Source organism: Pseudoalteromonas sp. PPB1, from assembly GCF_015356275.1.
Lineage (GTDB): Bacteria > Pseudomonadota > Gammaproteobacteria > Enterobacterales > Alteromonadaceae > Pseudoalteromonas > Pseudoalteromonas rubra_D.
In genome coordinates, this window is sequence record NZ_JACEQV010000004.1 from 277,473 (window position 1) to 295,132 (window position 17,660).

Below are 17,660 nucleotides of genomic sequence, written 5' to 3' on the forward strand. Positions count from 1 at the left end.
GATATGCTGAGTCAGGTTACTCACTGCAAGGGGTTTGCGCAACTACCTCAGTTAAGGTGAGTGACAGGCTATCTTTATCAATCACCGCCGCAAACTGCTGACATACTTGCTCATGCTCAAATGCCTGTTGAACGCGTTGGGCATCTTCCAACGTATTCCAGTATACAATGTCAGTGTAGACACCGGTTTCAGCATGCTTTGATACGGAGCGGTATAGCAGGCCCGGTTGTGTTTTAACGTAAGCCATAAAGTGTTCATTTTGAATCAGAAAGTCTGCTTCAGTGACACCGTTAGCCAGTTTGAAGGTGGCGATTTCTACGATATTTGTGCTCATGTTTTTATCTCCTTGTTTAAGTTGGTGACAGTAAAACACGCGGCTTTGTCAGGGAGTGTCAGTAGGTTTTTTTAGGCTAACTATTTTGCTATCGATCTTGTTGATTTAGCATGAGTCGTCCTGCAATTGGCTAGAAAAACGCGAAACTACATTATTAAAATTGTATATAAATCATAATACTAAAGAACTATCCCTTCAAACATTGCACTGAATAATGTGGCGGATTTTTCGGATTGTTCTTAAGGTTATGTTGAGGTGGTTGCCCTTAATGTGTCGTAGCCCATATTTGCTCTTACAGCTGAGCAGGAAAGGTTTAGGCTTGACGGCCCGTGATGAGCGATCAACAGAAGGTCACGCTCTCACTAATCTGGGTAGTGCTTTTCTGATTCCCGCCAAAATATTGATCCACTCAATGCGCTCTTTGTTGGGTTTGCCATCGAAAAACTTTGTAGCAATCAATTCGTTCAGTTTTATACGGTTCAAGCTTATGAGTAATGGGCTGTCCATTATCGTAATCAGTAATTTCGATCATTCTTCTAAAATTAGGTATAACCTGAGTTTCTACATAGTTTTCAGGTTGTTGAGATCTAACATTATTTTTAATTAGCATATGATTTACGATAACTTTTGAAGCTTTATTGGTTTGTCTATACATTGGTTACCACTTATCTTCCAAGGTAGTGTACCTTGCAAGGCCTTACTAATTATCTGTTATAAGCCAAGGGTAGCATCATTAATAAACTCCTAAGAATCTTGCTAATTCCACTTGTTGGAGTTTTGCTATTAGTCTGTTTTGTACTATTTCTTACTTTAGATAAGGTTAGTTTGACTATTGTCATGGCATCGGTGTTTGTACTTTTCAGTGCTGAGCATGTTTTCAATTTTATTGGTCGTTCTGACGTTTCGTTTTTAAAGAATATTGCTGGTTCAATAATTCAAAAAGTACTGGCGTTTTTGCTACCGGTGATGGTTTTGTTTGCTATTTTCGGTGTATTTGGCATATAACAAGTTAATAAATAAGAACATAAAATCACAGGCTTGCCGCGGGGCGGCAGTGTAGCCTATAATTTTTTTGTCTATTATCAAAGCGTTAAATTTTAGGTACATGCAGAAAGAGCTTACAGGTCGAGAAAACGACTTCCTTATCCTGCTCGAAGAGGAGTATGGCTATAAACATTGGTTTTGGTATCCAGAAATGGAGCCAAGAATTCTCATCCAATGGTGGAAAGCTCTTAAAACAGTAGAACCGTATTTCATGACACCAGAGCCACTTCCTGGCAGTGTGGTCTTCGCAGAAGACATGGATCACTGGTACTCTCTGGAAATGACAGGACAATATTACGAAGCCCATATCCATTGTGATGATGACAGCTGGATAAAAATACCAAATCAAGGCTATATTTACCATGCTGGGTATATTGGCGAAAAGTGAATTTAACAATCCAACGAAGCTGACCCAGTAAGCGCCGCTGGGTTGGCACGAGGACGCCACCAAGTATAGCTGCGCTCACTGGGCAGTTTATTGGGGCGTTAAGCACCAAGGAGAAGTCATGAAGTATTTAATTTACATAATGTTCTTGTTTTTTTGTTCTGGGTGCGCCAGTCCCTACATTCCGAAAACGGAAAAGGAATTACGTGAAAATCCCTATCAAATTATGGAAGTGTGTAGTCAACTTCCTCTGAAAAAAGCATTTAATATTATTGTCGTAAATACAATTAGATGTCATGCCGAGCAAGAAGAAGATGGAATATTAATGCCCGCAGGTGGTGTGTTTTTACCAATAACGACATCATCGGAAACAAATGTATATCACGAAATTTCTGATGATCTGGAAGATGCAAAAGTTTCCATTGAGTTTAAATCATCGACCAACGGGGGCTTTTTACAATTAATTGAAATAAGAAAGACAGGTGCATGCCCGGCATCTATTTCAATCTATAAACTAAATGAATCTAAAAAGTGGAAAACTGCTTCAGAAGCCGTTTTTAAGTGGCTTGAAGGTGACACTGAAACCTGCTTTGAGTCGTTTTGATGCCTAACAATACAAGTAAACACGAACACCGCATTGCAGGCTCTTTCGATTTAGCCTGTTCTTCATTGTCAGTTATTTAAGAAGTTAGGACCACAGGCTCAGAAAATATCCTCCGTATTATCGCGGCTGCTGAACCCGATAATCTAAAGAGGAATGAATGATGAATATCTTAAGAAATAAAGCCTGGAGAAGGTTTAAGGCAAAGGTGAAGTCGAGAAAAAACAACGAGACTACTGAAAAGCAATGGAGCGCTGAAAAAAATTGGAAGCTTATGTATACGCGCAGTGAAAAACTTCGTAGAGCAAAGCAGCTTGGTATCGAGTACTCAAAGAAGACTGTGCGGCAAACTTTGGATAGTGAACAGCCTTTGGATGACGATAAATGAAAAATTTACTATTTATATGCAGCCGTAATCAATGGCGTAGCCCTACGGCTGAAGCTATATGGCGAAAGCATGCCGATTTTAATGCCAAATCGGCTGGAACAAGTCCAAAAGCAAGGAAAACTGTCAGCTCAACGGATATCTGCTGGGCTGATGTGATTTTTGCTATGGAGTCTAAACATAAAAATCGGCTTAAAGCTGAGTTCGCTCGCTTGCTTGATCACAAGCCCATATATGTATTAGATATTCCAGACAATTATAAATATATGGACCCCGAACTGGTTCAGGAGCTAGAGAGTTTAGTGTCTGCGCATTTGGAGGAGTAAGCGCTTAAAAGGCTATCGACCTGACCTCCACTGCGTGGTTCAATTTTGTGCTTTAATAGCACAAAACCAATCCACTAAGTTTCGTCAGGTTATGGCAGCGTAAGCCAAGGTAAATATGAGTATATCGAAGGAACAATTTGCTAAAGTTAGAACTCCATTCAGAGTGCTGTCAGGCTTTATTTTTGTATTATCATTTTTGCTAGTTCCAATGATAATCTTTGTTGGTTTCACAGAGCCATATGACCATTTTATTTGGGTTGTCACGGCAGTGGCTTTTTTAATGGGTTATATATCTGGTCATGTAACAATCACAGGATATGCCCCAAAATTTTTACTGTTTGCACACGGTTCTAAAGATGTCTCATAGCGAGCCATGGCAAAGGGCAGCTAACAGCTTGCTTGGTTCCGCTGCGCTGCATAATTTTATCAGGCTATTGATCGGTCTCTCAATGGGGGGTAGAGAGCACAATGAAATCATTTTTAATTTTACTATTGAGTATTCCCGGGTGGGCTATAGGGAATCAGCTCCTCACAAACGAGGATATCTTAGAAGCCGAGCAGCCAATCTATTGGCATGTTAAAAAGTTGGTAACAGTCAACGAAGCGGTAACTCATCCTCTTTTATTCGAATTTACTTCAAAAGGAAACGGAAGTGTTAAAGTTAAACACGGACAATGGATCAAAATATATGACTGTCATGACAATGGTTATTTATATTCTCCGTGCTTAATGAATCAGGTGGTTAAAGATGTAAACTCTGATGGTTATAACGACGTTGTTTTTGAAAGTGAACTAATTTATACAGGCGAAAAAGAGTCTGACCCTAGGATAAAAATGGGAAGAGTTTTTGTTGAATTAGTTTACTCAAAAAAAGAAAAAGGTTTTACGCTTGGGAATTATAGCACTTCAATTAAACCTTATGAGTATTACGAGGAATAGCTCCCTAACAAATTTTTAAATCGGAACAGAATTTATAGGGGTATGTGCCTGAGGTGATATGAACAAATCTATTACCACTTTATTTTTTCTATGTTGGCCGCGTTGCAAGGGCATCCGCTTCAATCCAGAACATAGGCACAACCGATTTTTGAATTTACCGGCGGGTATCACTTGAAAAAGGTCGACTGCTAAAAAGGTCATTTTTTTAGCAAAAACCGCAGAAAAAGCGCCCATTTTGTTAGCAGCTGCAGTAGGTGTTATGTGTGATTATGAAAAAGTATGTGTTTATTTTAATAGCTTGGTACTTTTTGTTTGTTGGCTTTTACATCTCATATTTTATCGGTGTTGAACAGCCATTCTTGACTAACTCACTTTTCTATTTTTTGTAATACCATACTATGGCTTCGGTGCAATGGTTTGATCTGTATTTTCTGGTGTAGGTATTTTTATTTTTCTTGCAAGTGTTGTATCCAGTGTCTTATGGCTTAAAAAGGGTAAATTAGTTTACTTATATTTGTTACCGATTATAGGCTTGATAAGCGGTGGTATCTTCCGTTACATTGCCACATAATAATCGTTTTATGGCGGAGCCAAAAGCTTGGCTTGGTTCGTGCCTCTCCAGTTCTGCCAAGCATTTTGCTGCCATATGTGGGGCGCTGGGCTTCTATGAACTCTGAACAATATGTAGAAAATTTATTCAGCAATGCTGGATGGCATAAAGGCCGAAAGATTAAGGTAAAGAAGCAAGTCTTGAACTCTTTCAAATCAGCTTATCAAAACGCAATTAAAGTCATTACTGAATTCGGCGGTCTCAATGTAGGCAAGGTGGGCGCAGGTCGTGAATGTTCGGCAAGTGATATTTGCTTCAGAACAGAAACCTTTGACTTTGGGGGCGAGTTTCACAACTACTGGGTAAATCTAAATACCTCATTGTTTTCTATCGCATCGGCACATCATGATCATATGATGTTATTAGTAGACGATAACAATGAATTTTACATTTTTACTGATCCAGATGAACAGCTATACAAAGTAGGTAGCTTCGACGAAACAGTAAAAAGAGTGTTGTTGGGTATAAATTATGGGAAGGCACTTGAAAAAGCCTAACAAACGCTTAAACCTTGGACACAAAACCGCTGGCTTGTGTTCCTTCTTCGCCAAGTTTCGCACATTATTTTTTGCCGTTTATGGCAAGCGTCAGGGGTCAAGTATGCTCATGAAATATTTTCTAATTTTGCTGTTGTTACCAGTTACTGTTTTAGCAGAGGACTGCTCTGGAATTAATAGTTGTAATTACACTTCTATGTGGTCACAGTACTCAAAATTTGAAGTGACGTATTCAAACTCTGAAAAAGAAAAAGGAACCAATTTCGAGTATTTTATTGACAATAATGAATCTTTAATGACCTTTGAGACAAAAAATGGACGTGCCTATGTCTATACAATTCCTAAAGTAGCAACGCTATGGAAAGGTGTTGGTGAAACAGGTATAAAAAGTGCAAAGGAATGTCGGGCTGTAGTAAAAGATACGCATGCAATTATTCAAAGTTACGCTGTTAGGCCTTTATTTTTTCTGGGCTATGGGACTAAGCTAAGCCCGGAACAGCTTGGAAAAGAAAACATAATTGAAATATCAAACAACGAGGATACAAGAGTTCAAATAAATCCAGGTGATCACATGGTCATCGGTGGACCATGGAAGCTGGAAGGGACCATATTAAAAGATAAGTATGTTAAATACAGTATTGCTCATGAATACAAAGGTAAAAATGGCAAAAATTCGAGCTTACATCTAAAAGGTGAATGGGTTAGTCAGCCACACTCTATACCAATAGATGCTAAAGAATCACTAGATGAATGGCTTGTGTGTATTTGGGGGAGTTACTCCTACAAAGATGGTAAAAGTATTTTTACTCCCAATTTCAGTGAAACGTCAAAATTAACGACGATTTCAGATATAAAAACCTTAGCAAGCGCATTGTGAGCGGAGTCAGGAAGCTTGCCTTGGTTCGTACCTCACCAATTTTAGCCAAATATTTTTTCTGTATATGCGGACGTTATCTGCTTGGGGGAATTATGGACTTTATTGTTATAGTTATTTGGGCTGCTACTCCTTTTGCTCTAATCGTTCCATTTCTATTAAAGCTTCAAAGTTTGCAATGGGTTTCGCAAAAGTGGTTACTTGTATTTAGCTTTGTTCTAAGCTCACTTGGTGTAGTATTGTCGCCAGAAATGTTGTGTGTAGGTACGTGCAGTGTAATCACTGGAAGCATAATTACATCAGTGTCAATTAATGCTGTTTTCCTCTCAGCTTTTCTACTTTTCAGCTACAAAAAACATAAAGTAAAAAGCACTTAACAAAACAAATTAAATTGCGGACAAAAAACAGTTGGCTTTGCGCGTGCCTTACAAGTTATAGCCAACTGTTTTTAGTCGTTTATTTGCGGCGCTTAGAGGCAAAGATGGTTCGAATGATAATTTATATTTTCACCGTTTTTTATAGCAACATGAGTGTAGCAGAACGCTTGCTGTCGGCTGAGACAGATGCAAGCAAATTCTATGAAGGGTTTCGGGAGCTTGTGTTAGCCAACGAGCGAAACAAAGTGTCAGAGCTATTTGCCTATCCGCTCTCTAATCAAGTCAAAACTAAAGCAGATCTCCTCGAACAATACGAAACTGTTTTTACTGAGCATCTGGTTTCGATAATCAAGTGTACATACACTTTAGAACATGTTGGGTGGCGCGGTTATATGCTTGCGGCAGGAGCGCTTTGGATTGACGGCAAGTACTTCGGTGACATAGATCCGATTAAGGGATCACCATCCTATGTCGATGACATAAAGGCCAAGTTGGCAGACACTCAAAACTGGTACATGCGAATTCAAGGAGTTAACCAAGGTGTTGGTAAGTGCGAAAATGCCTCTTAATAATTTAATTATGAGGGAGTTACACTATCAAGCTCTGGCCAAAGTGTGCGGTTCACTTTTCTTTGCCAGTTTCAATTTGACAAAATGAACAGGTAAATTTAGACCGCTACACAGTGGCTGGCAGTTGCTGTGTTCATGGACTTTTATTTCTCTGCATAAAATGATTGGTACGAACTCTCGGTCACATTCTTGGGGTGGATTCAGGGAATGTCATGTCGCTAAAGTACTGAAATATATTCAGTCAAGGAGAGAGGACATGAAAACTGAAAAGAACAATAACCTCGTAGATGTGCTGGTAAAGTGGGTCGCTATTGCAGTTGCTACACTATTTTCCTTCAGTGGCATCATTTGGTTGGTTTATATTCTGGTTACAGGCCGCGATGACTGACTCAGGGCTGGATATAAGCGCTGCACAAAAGAGTGGGTAAGTGTAGAGCCTTGCTATTTAGGCGCATTAAAATATTGGCCCGCACTTTTAGCTCGGTTAGAATGAGCACTTTTTGTAATGCGGGAAAATGTGATGGAATTAACGGCTTGGTTGAGTTTGGCGTTTATATGTTGTGTGGGAGCTATGTCTCCGGGGCCAAGTTTGGCAGTTGTGTTGCGTTACAGCCTGTATCATAGCGCTCAACATGGTATTGTCGCGAGTTTGTCTCACGGTTTGGGAGTGGGGATATACGCGAGTTTATCTTTACTGGGTTTAGCGAGTTTGATTGAGCAATTCCCGTTGGTCTATCAGGGCCTGGTATATGCCGGCGCCGCCTATCTTGCCTATATGGGTTACAAGATCCTTACCAGTAAAAGTAGCGGTATTGAGGTCGCCACTGAGCATGATGCTAAGAGCTATGTTGCAGCGGCAAAAGATGGCTTTGCTATTGCCTTTTTGAACCCAAAACTGGCTATTTTTTTCCTCGCATTATTCTCTCAGTTTATCGACCCTGAAGCGTTAACACTTCAAACGGCGGTGATTATGTGTATGACGGTGCTGGTGATTGACGCGCTGTGGTATTTCTTTGTGTCCGTCGTGACAGCATCAGCCCGGGACAGATTCGACCTGACAGCAAAGCAGGCTGTTATCGACAAGATACTTGGCTGCACGTTTTTACTACTGGCAGCCCGGGTTGTTTATCAGACTATCTAGCGCTTAGTGCCAGCCATGCAATCGGACATAATTGCTGACTACAAAGACTTTTAATGTTGGGCTTGCCACGGTGTAATGATCGAATTTCAATGCCAGTCGATGTGAACCCCGGCTGGCCACTGATGCGATATCTACATGAATACATTGTCCGTTTGGTAGCACCAGGCTGGCACCACGCACGGTAAACATGTCTTCATACTGCGAAGCGTTGAGCGGGAAAGTACAGATGCGGGCACCAGTGAGTGACAAAGAATCGACATGAAAGGACGCCCTGGGGAAGTTCAGCAATAACCGTACAGACGGGTAAGGGGTGAATCGCCAGCTGCGTGGCATGCCATGCCCTTCGACAATATGCGGCAGGTCATCAATAATGGATAGCAGCGTTTGGTGATCTGGATGCCACTGACTGTTATTTTGGCTAAACGCAGGGCTCATTGGCTGAGCAGGGAAGTCAACAATATTGGCTGAGCGCAGATGTGAATCGAGCAGACGCTCAGTTTGGGCGTAACTGGCCTCATGCTGGGCCAGTTCTTCAAGCAGGTCACTGGTAAACGCCTTTAACTCGTTGCACAAATTGGCGTGCGCCTGAAATAAATCGAGCTGAGAGGTTTCCACCACCAGGTGAATGTAGTCCAGCTCATCCTGTGTCAGATCCATGATAGTCATTACCGCATAATTCGTAGTTTAAAAATTAAGCAGGTTTTGTACCAGTTTTAGTTTCATCTTTGACTGATTTTTGACACCGATTCTGGTCGATGAGCTGAGTAAAACGAATAAGCTGCGACTCAATTTCTGAGCTCAGACATTGACCAAAGTTCAGCCGAACATAGTTATGATAGAGTTCAGTCGTCGAAAACGCATCGCCACAGAGTATATAAATCCGCTCATCACGCAGTTGTGCCTGAAGTTGCTGAGTATCGACCTGTGGTAACTCAAACCACAATACCAGCCCACCCTGCGGACGGTTGAGTTTGATGTTAGCTGGCAGCAATTGTGTCAAAATCTGGATGTATCGGTTGCATTGTAAGGCTAGCGTCTGATTGAGTTTTCTCAGATAACGGGCGTAGTGTCCCCGGTTGATGTAATCTGCCAGTGCCAGTTGGAGTGGCCGATTACATCCTAAAGAGCGAACTCGGATCAGATCGCTATAGGTTTGGTGAAAACGTCCAGGTGCACACCAGCCAAGCCGGAACCCCGGCGCCAGTGTCTTGGAAATACTGCTGCACCATATTACCCAGCCGTCTTCATCAAAATGCTTTACAGGCAAAGGCGTCGTGCCTGTGTGGCTGAGTTCTCGATATACATCGTCTTCAATCACTGGAATTTGATACTGCTTTGCCATGCGGGCGAGCATCTGTTTTTGCTGCGTGCTAAGGCTATGTCCCGTTGGGTTCTGAAAGTTAGCGCTGATCAGACAGGCCGCAATTTCTTGCCTGGCCATGGCACTTTCTAACTGGGCCAGATCTATACCATCCTGATTACTTGGGATTTCCAGCACTTGTCTGCCCATTACGCTCAGTGTATCCAGTAAGCCGGTATAGCATGGCGAAGGGATTGCTATCACATCCTGTTCTTTGGTTGTGATCTCCAGCGCTGTTTTGACCGCATCCAGGCAGCCCTGTGTGATGATCAACGTCTGTTCCTGCAACATAAAGCCTTGCACTTGGAGGTGCTCTGACAGGGCTCGTCTCAGTGTTGGCTCACCGAGTGGATCGCCGTAATTAAACATGCTGAGGTTGCCTCGCATCGTCCGGTTCAGTGAGGCACGTAGTTGTTGCGTATCTATCAGGTTGGCGTCGAGTTGTGCGGTGGCAAACCCCGACCTGAGTCGCCGTGGTGGGCTTTTTGGTAACGTACTGATCTGGGCATTAAATTGTGCGTGTTCAGTGAGTGGGACTGGATTATGTTCTGAGCAGGGAAAAAAGCCGCGTTTGGGATCTGCGCGAATGTAGCCTAGAGACTCAAGATATCTATAACAGGCCAGTGCCGTGGTCATACTGACCTGATGCAGGGCGCTGAGTTGACGTAATGATGGTAAAGGCTGATCTTGTGGATATTCCCCGCCGTCCATGGCACAGATAAACTGCTCTGCCAATACTTTATACTTTGCCTGTTTGCCCATCTGTTATCTAAAAAATTATATTTTTTGTATCTGTTACCTTTTTACTATCACGTTACAGTGAGAGCGTAAAGTCAAAAGGAGCCATCATGCATTCATTATTATCTCAGTCGTTACCAACCTACGCTCAGCTACTGGCTGCACTGGAGCTAGCCTGCAATGAGTTTCGGGACTCGCTCGATACCCGCAGGGTCAGCAATTCGAACGTTAGTCTGGAAGCAAGAACGCTCGGCGACCAGCCTGCGGGATTTGAGGCATTCAGCCAGATCTTTAACGATGAAATTGCACCACAACTTTCAGCCAGTAACGGCGGGCGTTACTGGGGCTTTGTCACTGGTGGTGCCAATCCCGTGGCTACTTATGCCGACTGGCTGGTGACCTTGTACAACCAAAATGTATCGAAAGGCGGAGATTCGGTTGCCAGTCAGGTAGAACGTCAGGCTATCAAATGGTTAACTGAGCTATTTGAGCTTCCCGCGGTGTTTGAGGGGGTGATGACTACAGGTGCCACAGCCGCCAATGTGTTGGGCGCAATGACCGCCAGGCAGAACGCCGGACTGAGTCAGGGGATAGACGTTGCAAAAGTCGGGAGCAAAGGTTTGGACTGCACTGTGTTTGCTGCGACGCCTCATGCCAGTATGGTTAAAGCACTCGGATTGGCCGGCTTAGGTCAGGAAACCTGGATCCAGATTGCCCGAGAGCCGGGCACCGAAGCCATGGATATTCACGATCTGGCCCGCAAGCTAAGTGAGTGTGATAGCCGGGGAAAAATCGTGATTGCCAGTGCAGCAACGGTGACCGGAACAGATTATGACGACCTTATTCGGATAGCGCAGTTATGTCGCCGACATAAGGCCTGGTTACATGTGGATGGCGCTTTTGGTATTTTCGAGCGATTGCTGAATGGTCCAAATGGCAAAACTCAGGGGATTGAACTGGCAGACAGTATCACCCTGGATTGTCACAAGTGGCTCAATGTACCCTATGACTGTGGCGTATTTCTGACTCGTCATCCGCATACTTTGTTTGCAACCTGCAATGTGGATGCACCTTATTTGGCAAATAGTGAAGAGGCGTTTCCTTTTATGTCTTTAGGGATTGAAAACTCGCGACGTTTCAGAGCGCTGCCTGTCTGGGCAACCTTGCTCGCTTATGGTAAACAAGGTATTAAAGTGGAGATCCAGCGTAATGTGGCGCAGGCGGCAACTTTGGCTAACTGGATCAACGCCTCACCAGCGTATGAATTGGTGAAAGCCTGTGAGCTGAATGTGGTTGTGTTCTCGGCCAGCGTTGCCAATACGTATGATACGGAGATGCTGTTAGCCCAGTTAAATGAAGCTGGTCAGGTGTTTATGACGCCGGGTAGGTGGCAGGGGAGCCCTGTAATAAGGTGCGCTTTTAGCAACTGGCGTACTGAACAACGGGATGTCGAACTGGCCATTGCGGAACTATCCAGGCTAGCAAATTAAGGGGAAATGGCGACCCCTTCAGGGAAGAAGGGATCGCGCATGGCTACTACTTATCGGCGCATATCTGCATCAAATCGCATATATGAGCTGGTTGGGTCGTTTTCAGTGGCTGGATCTGGCTCCATCATTTTCAGCACAGACACTTTCCAGCCATCATCGAGCATAGAGCTTGGTGAAATGACATAACCTTCAGCACCAAGTCCGGAAGCTGGGGTGTTTGCCATCAGCATCAATTGTCCCTGATTAACTGACCAGGTAAAGGCGCGTGTTTTACCCTCTGTGACCATCTCCGCTAAGTTCCCGCTGTGGAACTCCACATACATAGTCTGATCGCCATTGATAAGTGCATAGCGTTCATACATCAGAGTGTGGCTATCAAACAGGGGCTGACCAGACATAGGTTTAACACGCTGTACTATGCCCAGGTCATTGCCGTCTTTCCACTGGATCACATCACCGTTCAGGAACATGGCGAATCGCGTGTCGCTGTCTGCGAGCTGGTTCAGTTCAAACGTTAGCTCAGTTTGGCCTGTGCTGGCATCATAGCTAAAACTACCGTAGTTGATACCGGCCATGGCAGAGTCGGCGCTTTCATAGTCTGCTTCAAAAAACTTATTACCGGGCATAAATGCTGTTACCCAGATCCGGCCGCTATCCAGTGGATACTCCACATAAGCACCCACCAAGGGGTTATTTGCGTCTACCAGTCGAGTGAAGGTGAACGAGGGCTCACCCTCAACATCAACGGTCAGGGTATTACCATCGATCATCATGGTGTGTTTGAGCGCAGAATCAAAGCCATACGAGCCATTGGCGTCAAAAACCTTATCGACCATAAATTCCCCAGTGCTGTCATTCCAGCTGGCATAACCGACCTCCAGTCCTGCCATCGCATCAGGTGTATCATCCGATTTAAGTTCCATATGCACCCATTTACCGTCGCGGATCACCACCACAAAGTCGGGCTCGTTGGGGTCATACCAGGCGCCGTTAAGTGGGTCGGTTGAGTAAACTGGCACAGGAGGTTGTATCATATTTGCTTTGTCTGCTGCGCCAGTATTGAGGTAGTAGGTCATTTCCTCACCCTGATCGCAGTTGGTATCCAATGGATAATTACAGACCTTAATGTAGTCCCGGTCAAAGCCCTTCAGGTCACTCACTGTGACTGAGCCCGACTCATCCGAATGCAGCTTGCCTGACTTAACAGAGTAAGTACCAATTTCGCTAAAGTTACTGTCACGAATTACCCGGGTAAAGGTGTCATCGTCGCTGTAATTCAGGAAGTAGTATTTTAACTCGGCCTGAAAACCGCCGTTTAGGATGAAGAAAATACGATTATCCATCCACATATAGTCAAATTGAGTTAAGGCCGTTTCAGTTTTCACGTATTTGAGCAAATAAGTAGAGAATGTGCCTGGGTCGAGTATATTGGTAAAGCTAACGCGTACATACCAATTGTTACCATCCATTGAGAGGACATCATAGCTGTTACTGGAGTTAATGACACAACTGTCAGGTGTCGCGCCTTCAGGACATTGGTATACATTACGCCGATTTACATTGTCGTAGTATAAATTGGTGGATAGGGTATTATTATTTACTGCCCAGGACTCAGTGTACTTATTCAGCTGTGAATAGGTAACACCATTTATAAAGTTGTCGAAGAAATAATTTTGCGGCAGGTTTGCCCCCTGGTAAGGAACAAAGCGCCCAAGTGCCATCGCATTATTCAGGGTGACATTTTGTTCAGGCATCATGATACCGGTGCGATGGCGGTGCGTCATTGACCACATTTTGTCTGGTTCAGTGGCCACAGCATCATTGGTGATTGCCCAGAACTGAAAACCACTTTGCAGTGATTTTAATAACCAGTAGGTGAGCGTTTGTGCTTCCATAGTGTCAGTTTTGGCAAGCATAACAACCAGATTATTCGCACTAACTTCCCAGCTGAAATCACGCTCGGTGCCATCTGGTAAGGTCGATTTACCGGTGCCATCCTGGTTGAACATCATTTTACTGGTTTGCGGAAGGTAATACTCGTTGCCGGTTTCACCCGCCATCAGGTAGTACATTTGGTCAAAGTGCCACACTCCCTGCATTTGCGCCGCAGTGGGAGTAATGGTGTTGCCACGCACAACCATAGTAAAGTCTTCCGTGTTAGATACATCCGCATTTAAAACAGTATCATCATCGGCTTTGATCTCATCACGCACGCCAGTCAGGCTGATTGCTTTGGCAAAGTCATTGTCATCGTAAATGCTAAAAGTGGCGGTTTTGTACCGTGAGTAGCAGGTATAGCTCATGCCTTCGGCATTTTTACAACTGTGTCTGGGTGAGAAAATACCGTCACCAAAAACGATACTCACTGCTCCGTCAGTCGCCTGTGTCCAGGTGATGGCACCGCTGGTGTGGTCGGTGAAGGTACCAGTTCCGTCTTCATTTAATGTCATTTCGGTAAAGTGGCTACGGAAGTATCGTGTGGAGCCAATCAGATATGAACCAACAATGGAACCTTCACCATTATCAACGAGTTTGTCGTCGTTTTTGATGGATTCTTTGGTGGTATCAATCAAAGTCGGATCCGTGTCGTTGATTGTATTCGTAAGCTCATCAATGGCGCTTTGGTTTGAAACCAGTTCAAAGGTGTTGTTTACACCCGCAGGTAAAGAGAATTTGGTATCGCCGCTGCCATCGACAACCAGTTTTATTAGTGCCGATAAAGTCAGTTTCTCATTGGCATCAACACCGACCAACGCGTTGTTCAGCTCGTCCGTAGTTTGCGGCACACCACCTACAGAGCGTGTGACTAGCGCATACTCCGCAGTGGTGACATTGGTGATGTTTACCCCAAAGTTCTCGCTGCTATTGACTATGCCGTCATCACCAGCCTGAGTGGCGACCGTTTCAAAGCTTTCCAGCTGCGAATAGAACTCGACATTCTCCTGGTTAGTTCCACCATTAGCCTGGATACGAATGAGCCGGTTTACGGCTGAATCATCTACATCAAGTTGAATCGTGTAGATACCATCGTTATCGGCGGTCGCCGGGAAGGACTCATCGCCTACATATGCCATTAAAGAGGCATTTGCGACTGGCGCATCGGTCACTATACCGTTAAGTGTAACTGACCTTACCAAACGTTTAACTGTGAAGTTTTTCGTGGCTGTGCTGGTTGCGCCGTCGTCATCGGTCACGGTTACTGCGATGGTCATAACAGTGTCCGTGGTTACCTCGGGCGTTGTGAAGCTGACATCACTGGTTGTACTGTTGTTTAATGTGGTAGCAGGGCCTGATGTCACACTCCAGCTGTAGCTGGCGATTTCGCCATCGCTGTCTGTCGCATTGGCTTTAAGCGACACAGCGGTTTTCTCCTGCGCTTCGTTATCACCAGTAATACTGACTGAGGGCGCTTGGTTTTCTACGCCAGGGTCAGGATTTGGATTTGGGTTGGGTGACGGTCCACTATCGGATGACCCGCCGCATCCAGCCAGTATGGCTGTCAGGCCAGAGGCTGCCAATAATAATTTGAGACTTTTCATAAACACACCTGTTCTATTTAGCGAAATAAAATCGCCCTTCCTTTGGTTATTTAGTGAGCAGGGTAAGCATAGTTTATAAGTCGAAAAAGTGAATTTTAAATAGCCGGAAATCTCAGCAGTACTAGTGATACAGACTATTGTATGCAATTCCTTTCAATAGGATTGAGTTTTGACTGTATTTTGTTCGGGTATGGTGGGTTTTTGCAATGATTCTTCACTGGCGGGTTGCAAAGCAATGAGATGATCATAGACTAAACCCTAACGTGTTTCGTCACGGTTTCCCTCGCTGCCTGCGAGCACAAAGACGTAATAGCAAAAGAATAATAATGAGCCTAAATTTGCCAGCTTTAAGCTACTTGTCGGGTAGTAATAACATGGCTGAGGGTTGACGAGAAATCCATGGATTTTATACAAATTGGCGAGTTTCGCCTCTATCAACAAACCAATGAGCTGATTAACGGTGAGCACAGCATCACACTGGATCCACGGCAGCTCTCATTACTGACATTTTTTATCAACAACCCCAACCGTATTATCGGGCGGGATGAATTGCAAAGCGCAATCTGGCAAGGCGCTATCGTGACGGATAATGCCATAAACAAGCTGGTGGCCAATCTGAGAAAGGTGTTTTGTGATGACCCTAAGGCGCCTCAATATATCCAAACCGTGCCTAAACAAGGTTATCGCTTTATTGCGCCGCTCAACTCAGGAGTGGAAGAAATCTCAGCTTCGTCAGTTCAATCGGCAAAACAAAAGCCTGCCTTCTCGCGCTATCTGTTGTTGGGCGTGCTGATACTGGCCGGCTTGCTGAGCAGTCTCGTATGGCACTATAGTCGCGCACCTTCATTACAATATGGGGAGAGTCAGGCGCTGAGTCGGGTGAGTGGCGGCAAGATGTTTCCTATTGTGCTGGCATCCCAGTCTCATGTTGCTTTTTTAAATGTGACCGCGGACCAAGGGCGTAGTTTGTGGGTGGCTGACTATGATAGTGATAATCGTGCTTTACCACGGTCCGTTGACGCACCTGGTTATCATTTACAACAATTGCTCGGTAATCAGGGCGAGTATTTGGTTTTTAAAGGCTACTATCAGCAGCGATGTGGCTGGTTTAAAGCCAGGCTGGACCTGGCAGCGCAGCAACTTGCACCGCCCTCAGAAGCATTGTATAACTGTGATCTGATTTATCATGACAGCATTTACGTTGCAGGCGAAGACCGCATATATTCATTGGCACATGAACGCCGTTTCGAACATAAAAACGACTTATATACTTTTGATTTTTCTGGCGATATCAGGAAATTACCAACCGAGCTTGAATCCTCATGGCGGTTGGCTTATTTGGATGCACATCCAGGCACTCGCGAGCTGCTGCTGACGGCACACACAATTGACGGAAACAGCAGTGTGATCACCTATGAGCCTGAGTCTGCACAGCAAGCATTACAGATTTCCCGAACCGGTCTGATCCACGGCGCGATTTGGGACCACGACCATAAGGGCATTGTATTTTCCTCTTCCAGCCCGCGAACTCAGATGTATCATCAGTCTTTTACCGATAGCCAGCCGATTTTGCTCAGTAGCCTGAGTGATAAAATTTGCTGCAATATTGCTCGCCATAGCAATGGTAAGGACTACATCTTCACAACTTATGACAAAGACATTGAGCTGCAGTGGCTGGAAACGGGCTTTGTGCTGGATAACAGCAATGGACTGGACCGTTCCCCTCGATTAGCGCATACCGACACCGGGGTGTATTTTATTTCTGACCGTTCCGGTAGCTCACAGGTGTATTATCAGCAGCCAGAAGAGCAGGCCAGGCCGCTTCCCAGATTGCCGGATCATGCACGTCTGAGGGATATGGCTTTGTCACCTGATGATGAGTTTTTGCTGATCAATCACGATAATCATGCCATGTGGCTGATCCCCACCAATGAGGCACAGCAAGGTAATACCTTATTTTTTGATGGCTATATTTATCAGCAAAGCTGGCTGAGTAATAGCTTGTTTGCGTTGTCTGTGAAGCAAAATGAGCTAAAACGAGTGCAAATTTACAATCGTCAGATGCAGCAGGTTGCGCAGCTGCCTGAAGGCTGGATAACCGCATTATCGGATCCTGCAACGCCCGAGTATGTGTATCTGACAGACATGGAACATGTGCTTTATCGCTTTCCTTTTGCCAGTATTTTGAATGGCATAGATCGGGCGCAGGGAGAAAAAATAGGGGCGCTGGAGCCATTCTCCAATCTGGAGATAGAGAATGGCATAGTGTATCTGATGACCAAAGAGTGGCACGAACTGGCCCGCTATAAACTGAGCGATGAAGGGTTACACCCTTTGTCTCGCCAGGACATAGGTTCCTATATGGGGTTTGATGTTCGTGATGGGCAAGTGATCTATGGTCGTAAAGCGGCTTTTAGAAGCGATGTATACAAGACGATAGCACGTTAACAA

At 44.5% G+C, this 17,660-nt stretch carries 16 protein-coding genes; 12 read left to right on the top strand and 4 right to left on the bottom strand.

Features of this window, described 5'->3' with window-relative positions:
* Positions 1–16: 16 nt before the first annotated feature.
* Positions 17–334 (bottom strand): antibiotic biosynthesis monooxygenase family protein, encoded by a 318-nt coding sequence (locus IY568_RS06205; RefSeq protein WP_125557551.1) that lies wholly within the window; start codon positions 332–334, stop codon positions 17–19.
* A gap of 1,105 nt (positions 335–1,439) precedes the next feature.
* On the opposite strand from IY568_RS06205, the gene IY568_RS06210 reads away from it, so the two are divergent.
* The 10 genes from IY568_RS06210 to IY568_RS06250 all read left to right on the top strand — a co-directional run bounded on the left by IY568_RS06210 (position 1,440) and on the right by IY568_RS06250 (position 8,082).
* Positions 1,440–1,766: a hypothetical protein gene (locus IY568_RS06210; protein ID WP_194867073.1), complete on the top strand. Its 327-nt coding sequence runs from the start codon at positions 1,440–1,442 to the stop codon at positions 1,764–1,766.
* Positions 1,767–1,884: 118 nt separating this feature from the next.
* Complete coding sequence (locus IY568_RS06215) at positions 1,885–2,367, top strand: hypothetical protein (RefSeq protein WP_194867074.1); 483 nt, start codon at positions 1,885–1,887, stop codon at positions 2,365–2,367.
* 157 nt (positions 2,368–2,524) lie between these two features.
* Positions 2,525–2,752, top strand: a complete 228-nt coding sequence (locus IY568_RS06220) for a hypothetical protein (RefSeq protein WP_228553153.1) — start codon at positions 2,525–2,527, stop codon at positions 2,750–2,752.
* Complete coding sequence (locus tag IY568_RS06225; protein WP_125557545.1) at positions 2,749–3,075, top strand: low molecular weight protein tyrosine phosphatase family protein; 327 nt, start codon at positions 2,749–2,751, stop codon at positions 3,073–3,075. The genes IY568_RS06220 and IY568_RS06225 overlap by 4 nt, the downstream gene beginning before the upstream one ends.
* A gap of 468 nt (positions 3,076–3,543) precedes the next feature.
* A complete protein-coding gene (locus IY568_RS06230) occupies positions 3,544–4,014 on the top strand; it encodes a hypothetical protein (RefSeq protein WP_125557543.1) in 471 nt (156 codons plus the stop codon).
* 666 nt (positions 4,015–4,680) lie between these two features.
* Positions 4,681–5,121: an SUKH-3 domain-containing protein gene (locus tag IY568_RS06235; protein WP_194867075.1), complete on the top strand. Its 441-nt coding sequence runs from the start codon at positions 4,681–4,683 to the stop codon at positions 5,119–5,121.
* The gene (locus IY568_RS06240; RefSeq protein ID WP_194867076.1) at positions 5,108–5,998 is read left to right on the top strand and encodes a hypothetical protein; all 891 of its coding nucleotides are present in this window, start codon (positions 5,108–5,110) and stop codon (positions 5,996–5,998) included. The genes IY568_RS06235 and IY568_RS06240 overlap by 14 nt, the downstream gene beginning before the upstream one ends.
* A 487-nt stretch (positions 5,999–6,485) precedes the next feature.
* Positions 6,486–6,941, top strand: a complete 456-nt coding sequence (locus tag IY568_RS06245) for a hypothetical protein (protein WP_194867077.1) — start codon at positions 6,486–6,488, stop codon at positions 6,939–6,941.
* A gap of 256 nt (positions 6,942–7,197) precedes the next feature.
* Positions 7,198–7,329, top strand: a complete 132-nt coding sequence (locus IY568_RS25090) for a hypothetical protein (RefSeq protein ID WP_267251319.1) — start codon at positions 7,198–7,200, stop codon at positions 7,327–7,329.
* Positions 7,330–7,461: 132 nt separating this feature from the next.
* Complete coding sequence (locus IY568_RS06250; RefSeq protein ID WP_125557534.1) at positions 7,462–8,082, top strand: LysE family translocator; 621 nt, start codon at positions 7,462–7,464, stop codon at positions 8,080–8,082.
* A 3-nt stretch (positions 8,083–8,085) separates the two neighbouring features.
* Here IY568_RS06250 and IY568_RS06255 read toward each other — a convergent pair whose 3' ends face one another.
* Positions 8,086–8,739 carry a hypothetical protein gene (locus IY568_RS06255; RefSeq protein WP_125557532.1) on the bottom strand — a complete coding sequence of 218 codons (654 nt, stop codon included), beginning with the start codon at positions 8,737–8,739 and terminating at the stop codon, positions 8,086–8,088.
* 34 nt (positions 8,740–8,773) lie between these two features.
* Positions 8,774–10,204 carry a PLP-dependent aminotransferase family protein gene (locus IY568_RS06260; RefSeq protein WP_194867078.1) on the bottom strand — a complete coding sequence of 477 codons (1,431 nt, stop codon included), beginning with the start codon at positions 10,202–10,204 and terminating at the stop codon, positions 8,774–8,776.
* Positions 10,205–10,290: 86 nt separating this feature from the next.
* On the opposite strand from IY568_RS06260, the gene IY568_RS06265 reads away from it, so the two are divergent.
* The gene (locus IY568_RS06265) at positions 10,291–11,670 is read left to right on the top strand and encodes a pyridoxal phosphate-dependent decarboxylase family protein (protein ID WP_125557528.1); all 1,380 of its coding nucleotides are present in this window, start codon (positions 10,291–10,293) and stop codon (positions 11,668–11,670) included.
* 50 nt (positions 11,671–11,720) lie between these two features.
* On the opposite strand, the gene IY568_RS06270 is transcribed toward IY568_RS06265, so the two are convergent.
* On the bottom strand, positions 11,721–15,209 hold the full coding sequence (locus tag IY568_RS06270) for a PKD domain-containing protein (RefSeq protein ID WP_194867079.1): 3,489 nt from the start codon (positions 15,207–15,209) through the stop codon (positions 11,721–11,723).
* A gap of 399 nt (positions 15,210–15,608) precedes the next feature.
* Between IY568_RS06270 and IY568_RS06275 the strand changes: the two genes are divergently transcribed.
* Positions 15,609–17,657, top strand: a complete 2,049-nt coding sequence (locus tag IY568_RS06275; protein WP_194867080.1) for a winged helix-turn-helix domain-containing protein — start codon at positions 15,609–15,611, stop codon at positions 17,655–17,657.
* The last annotated feature ends 3 nt before the right edge of the window (positions 17,658–17,660 follow it).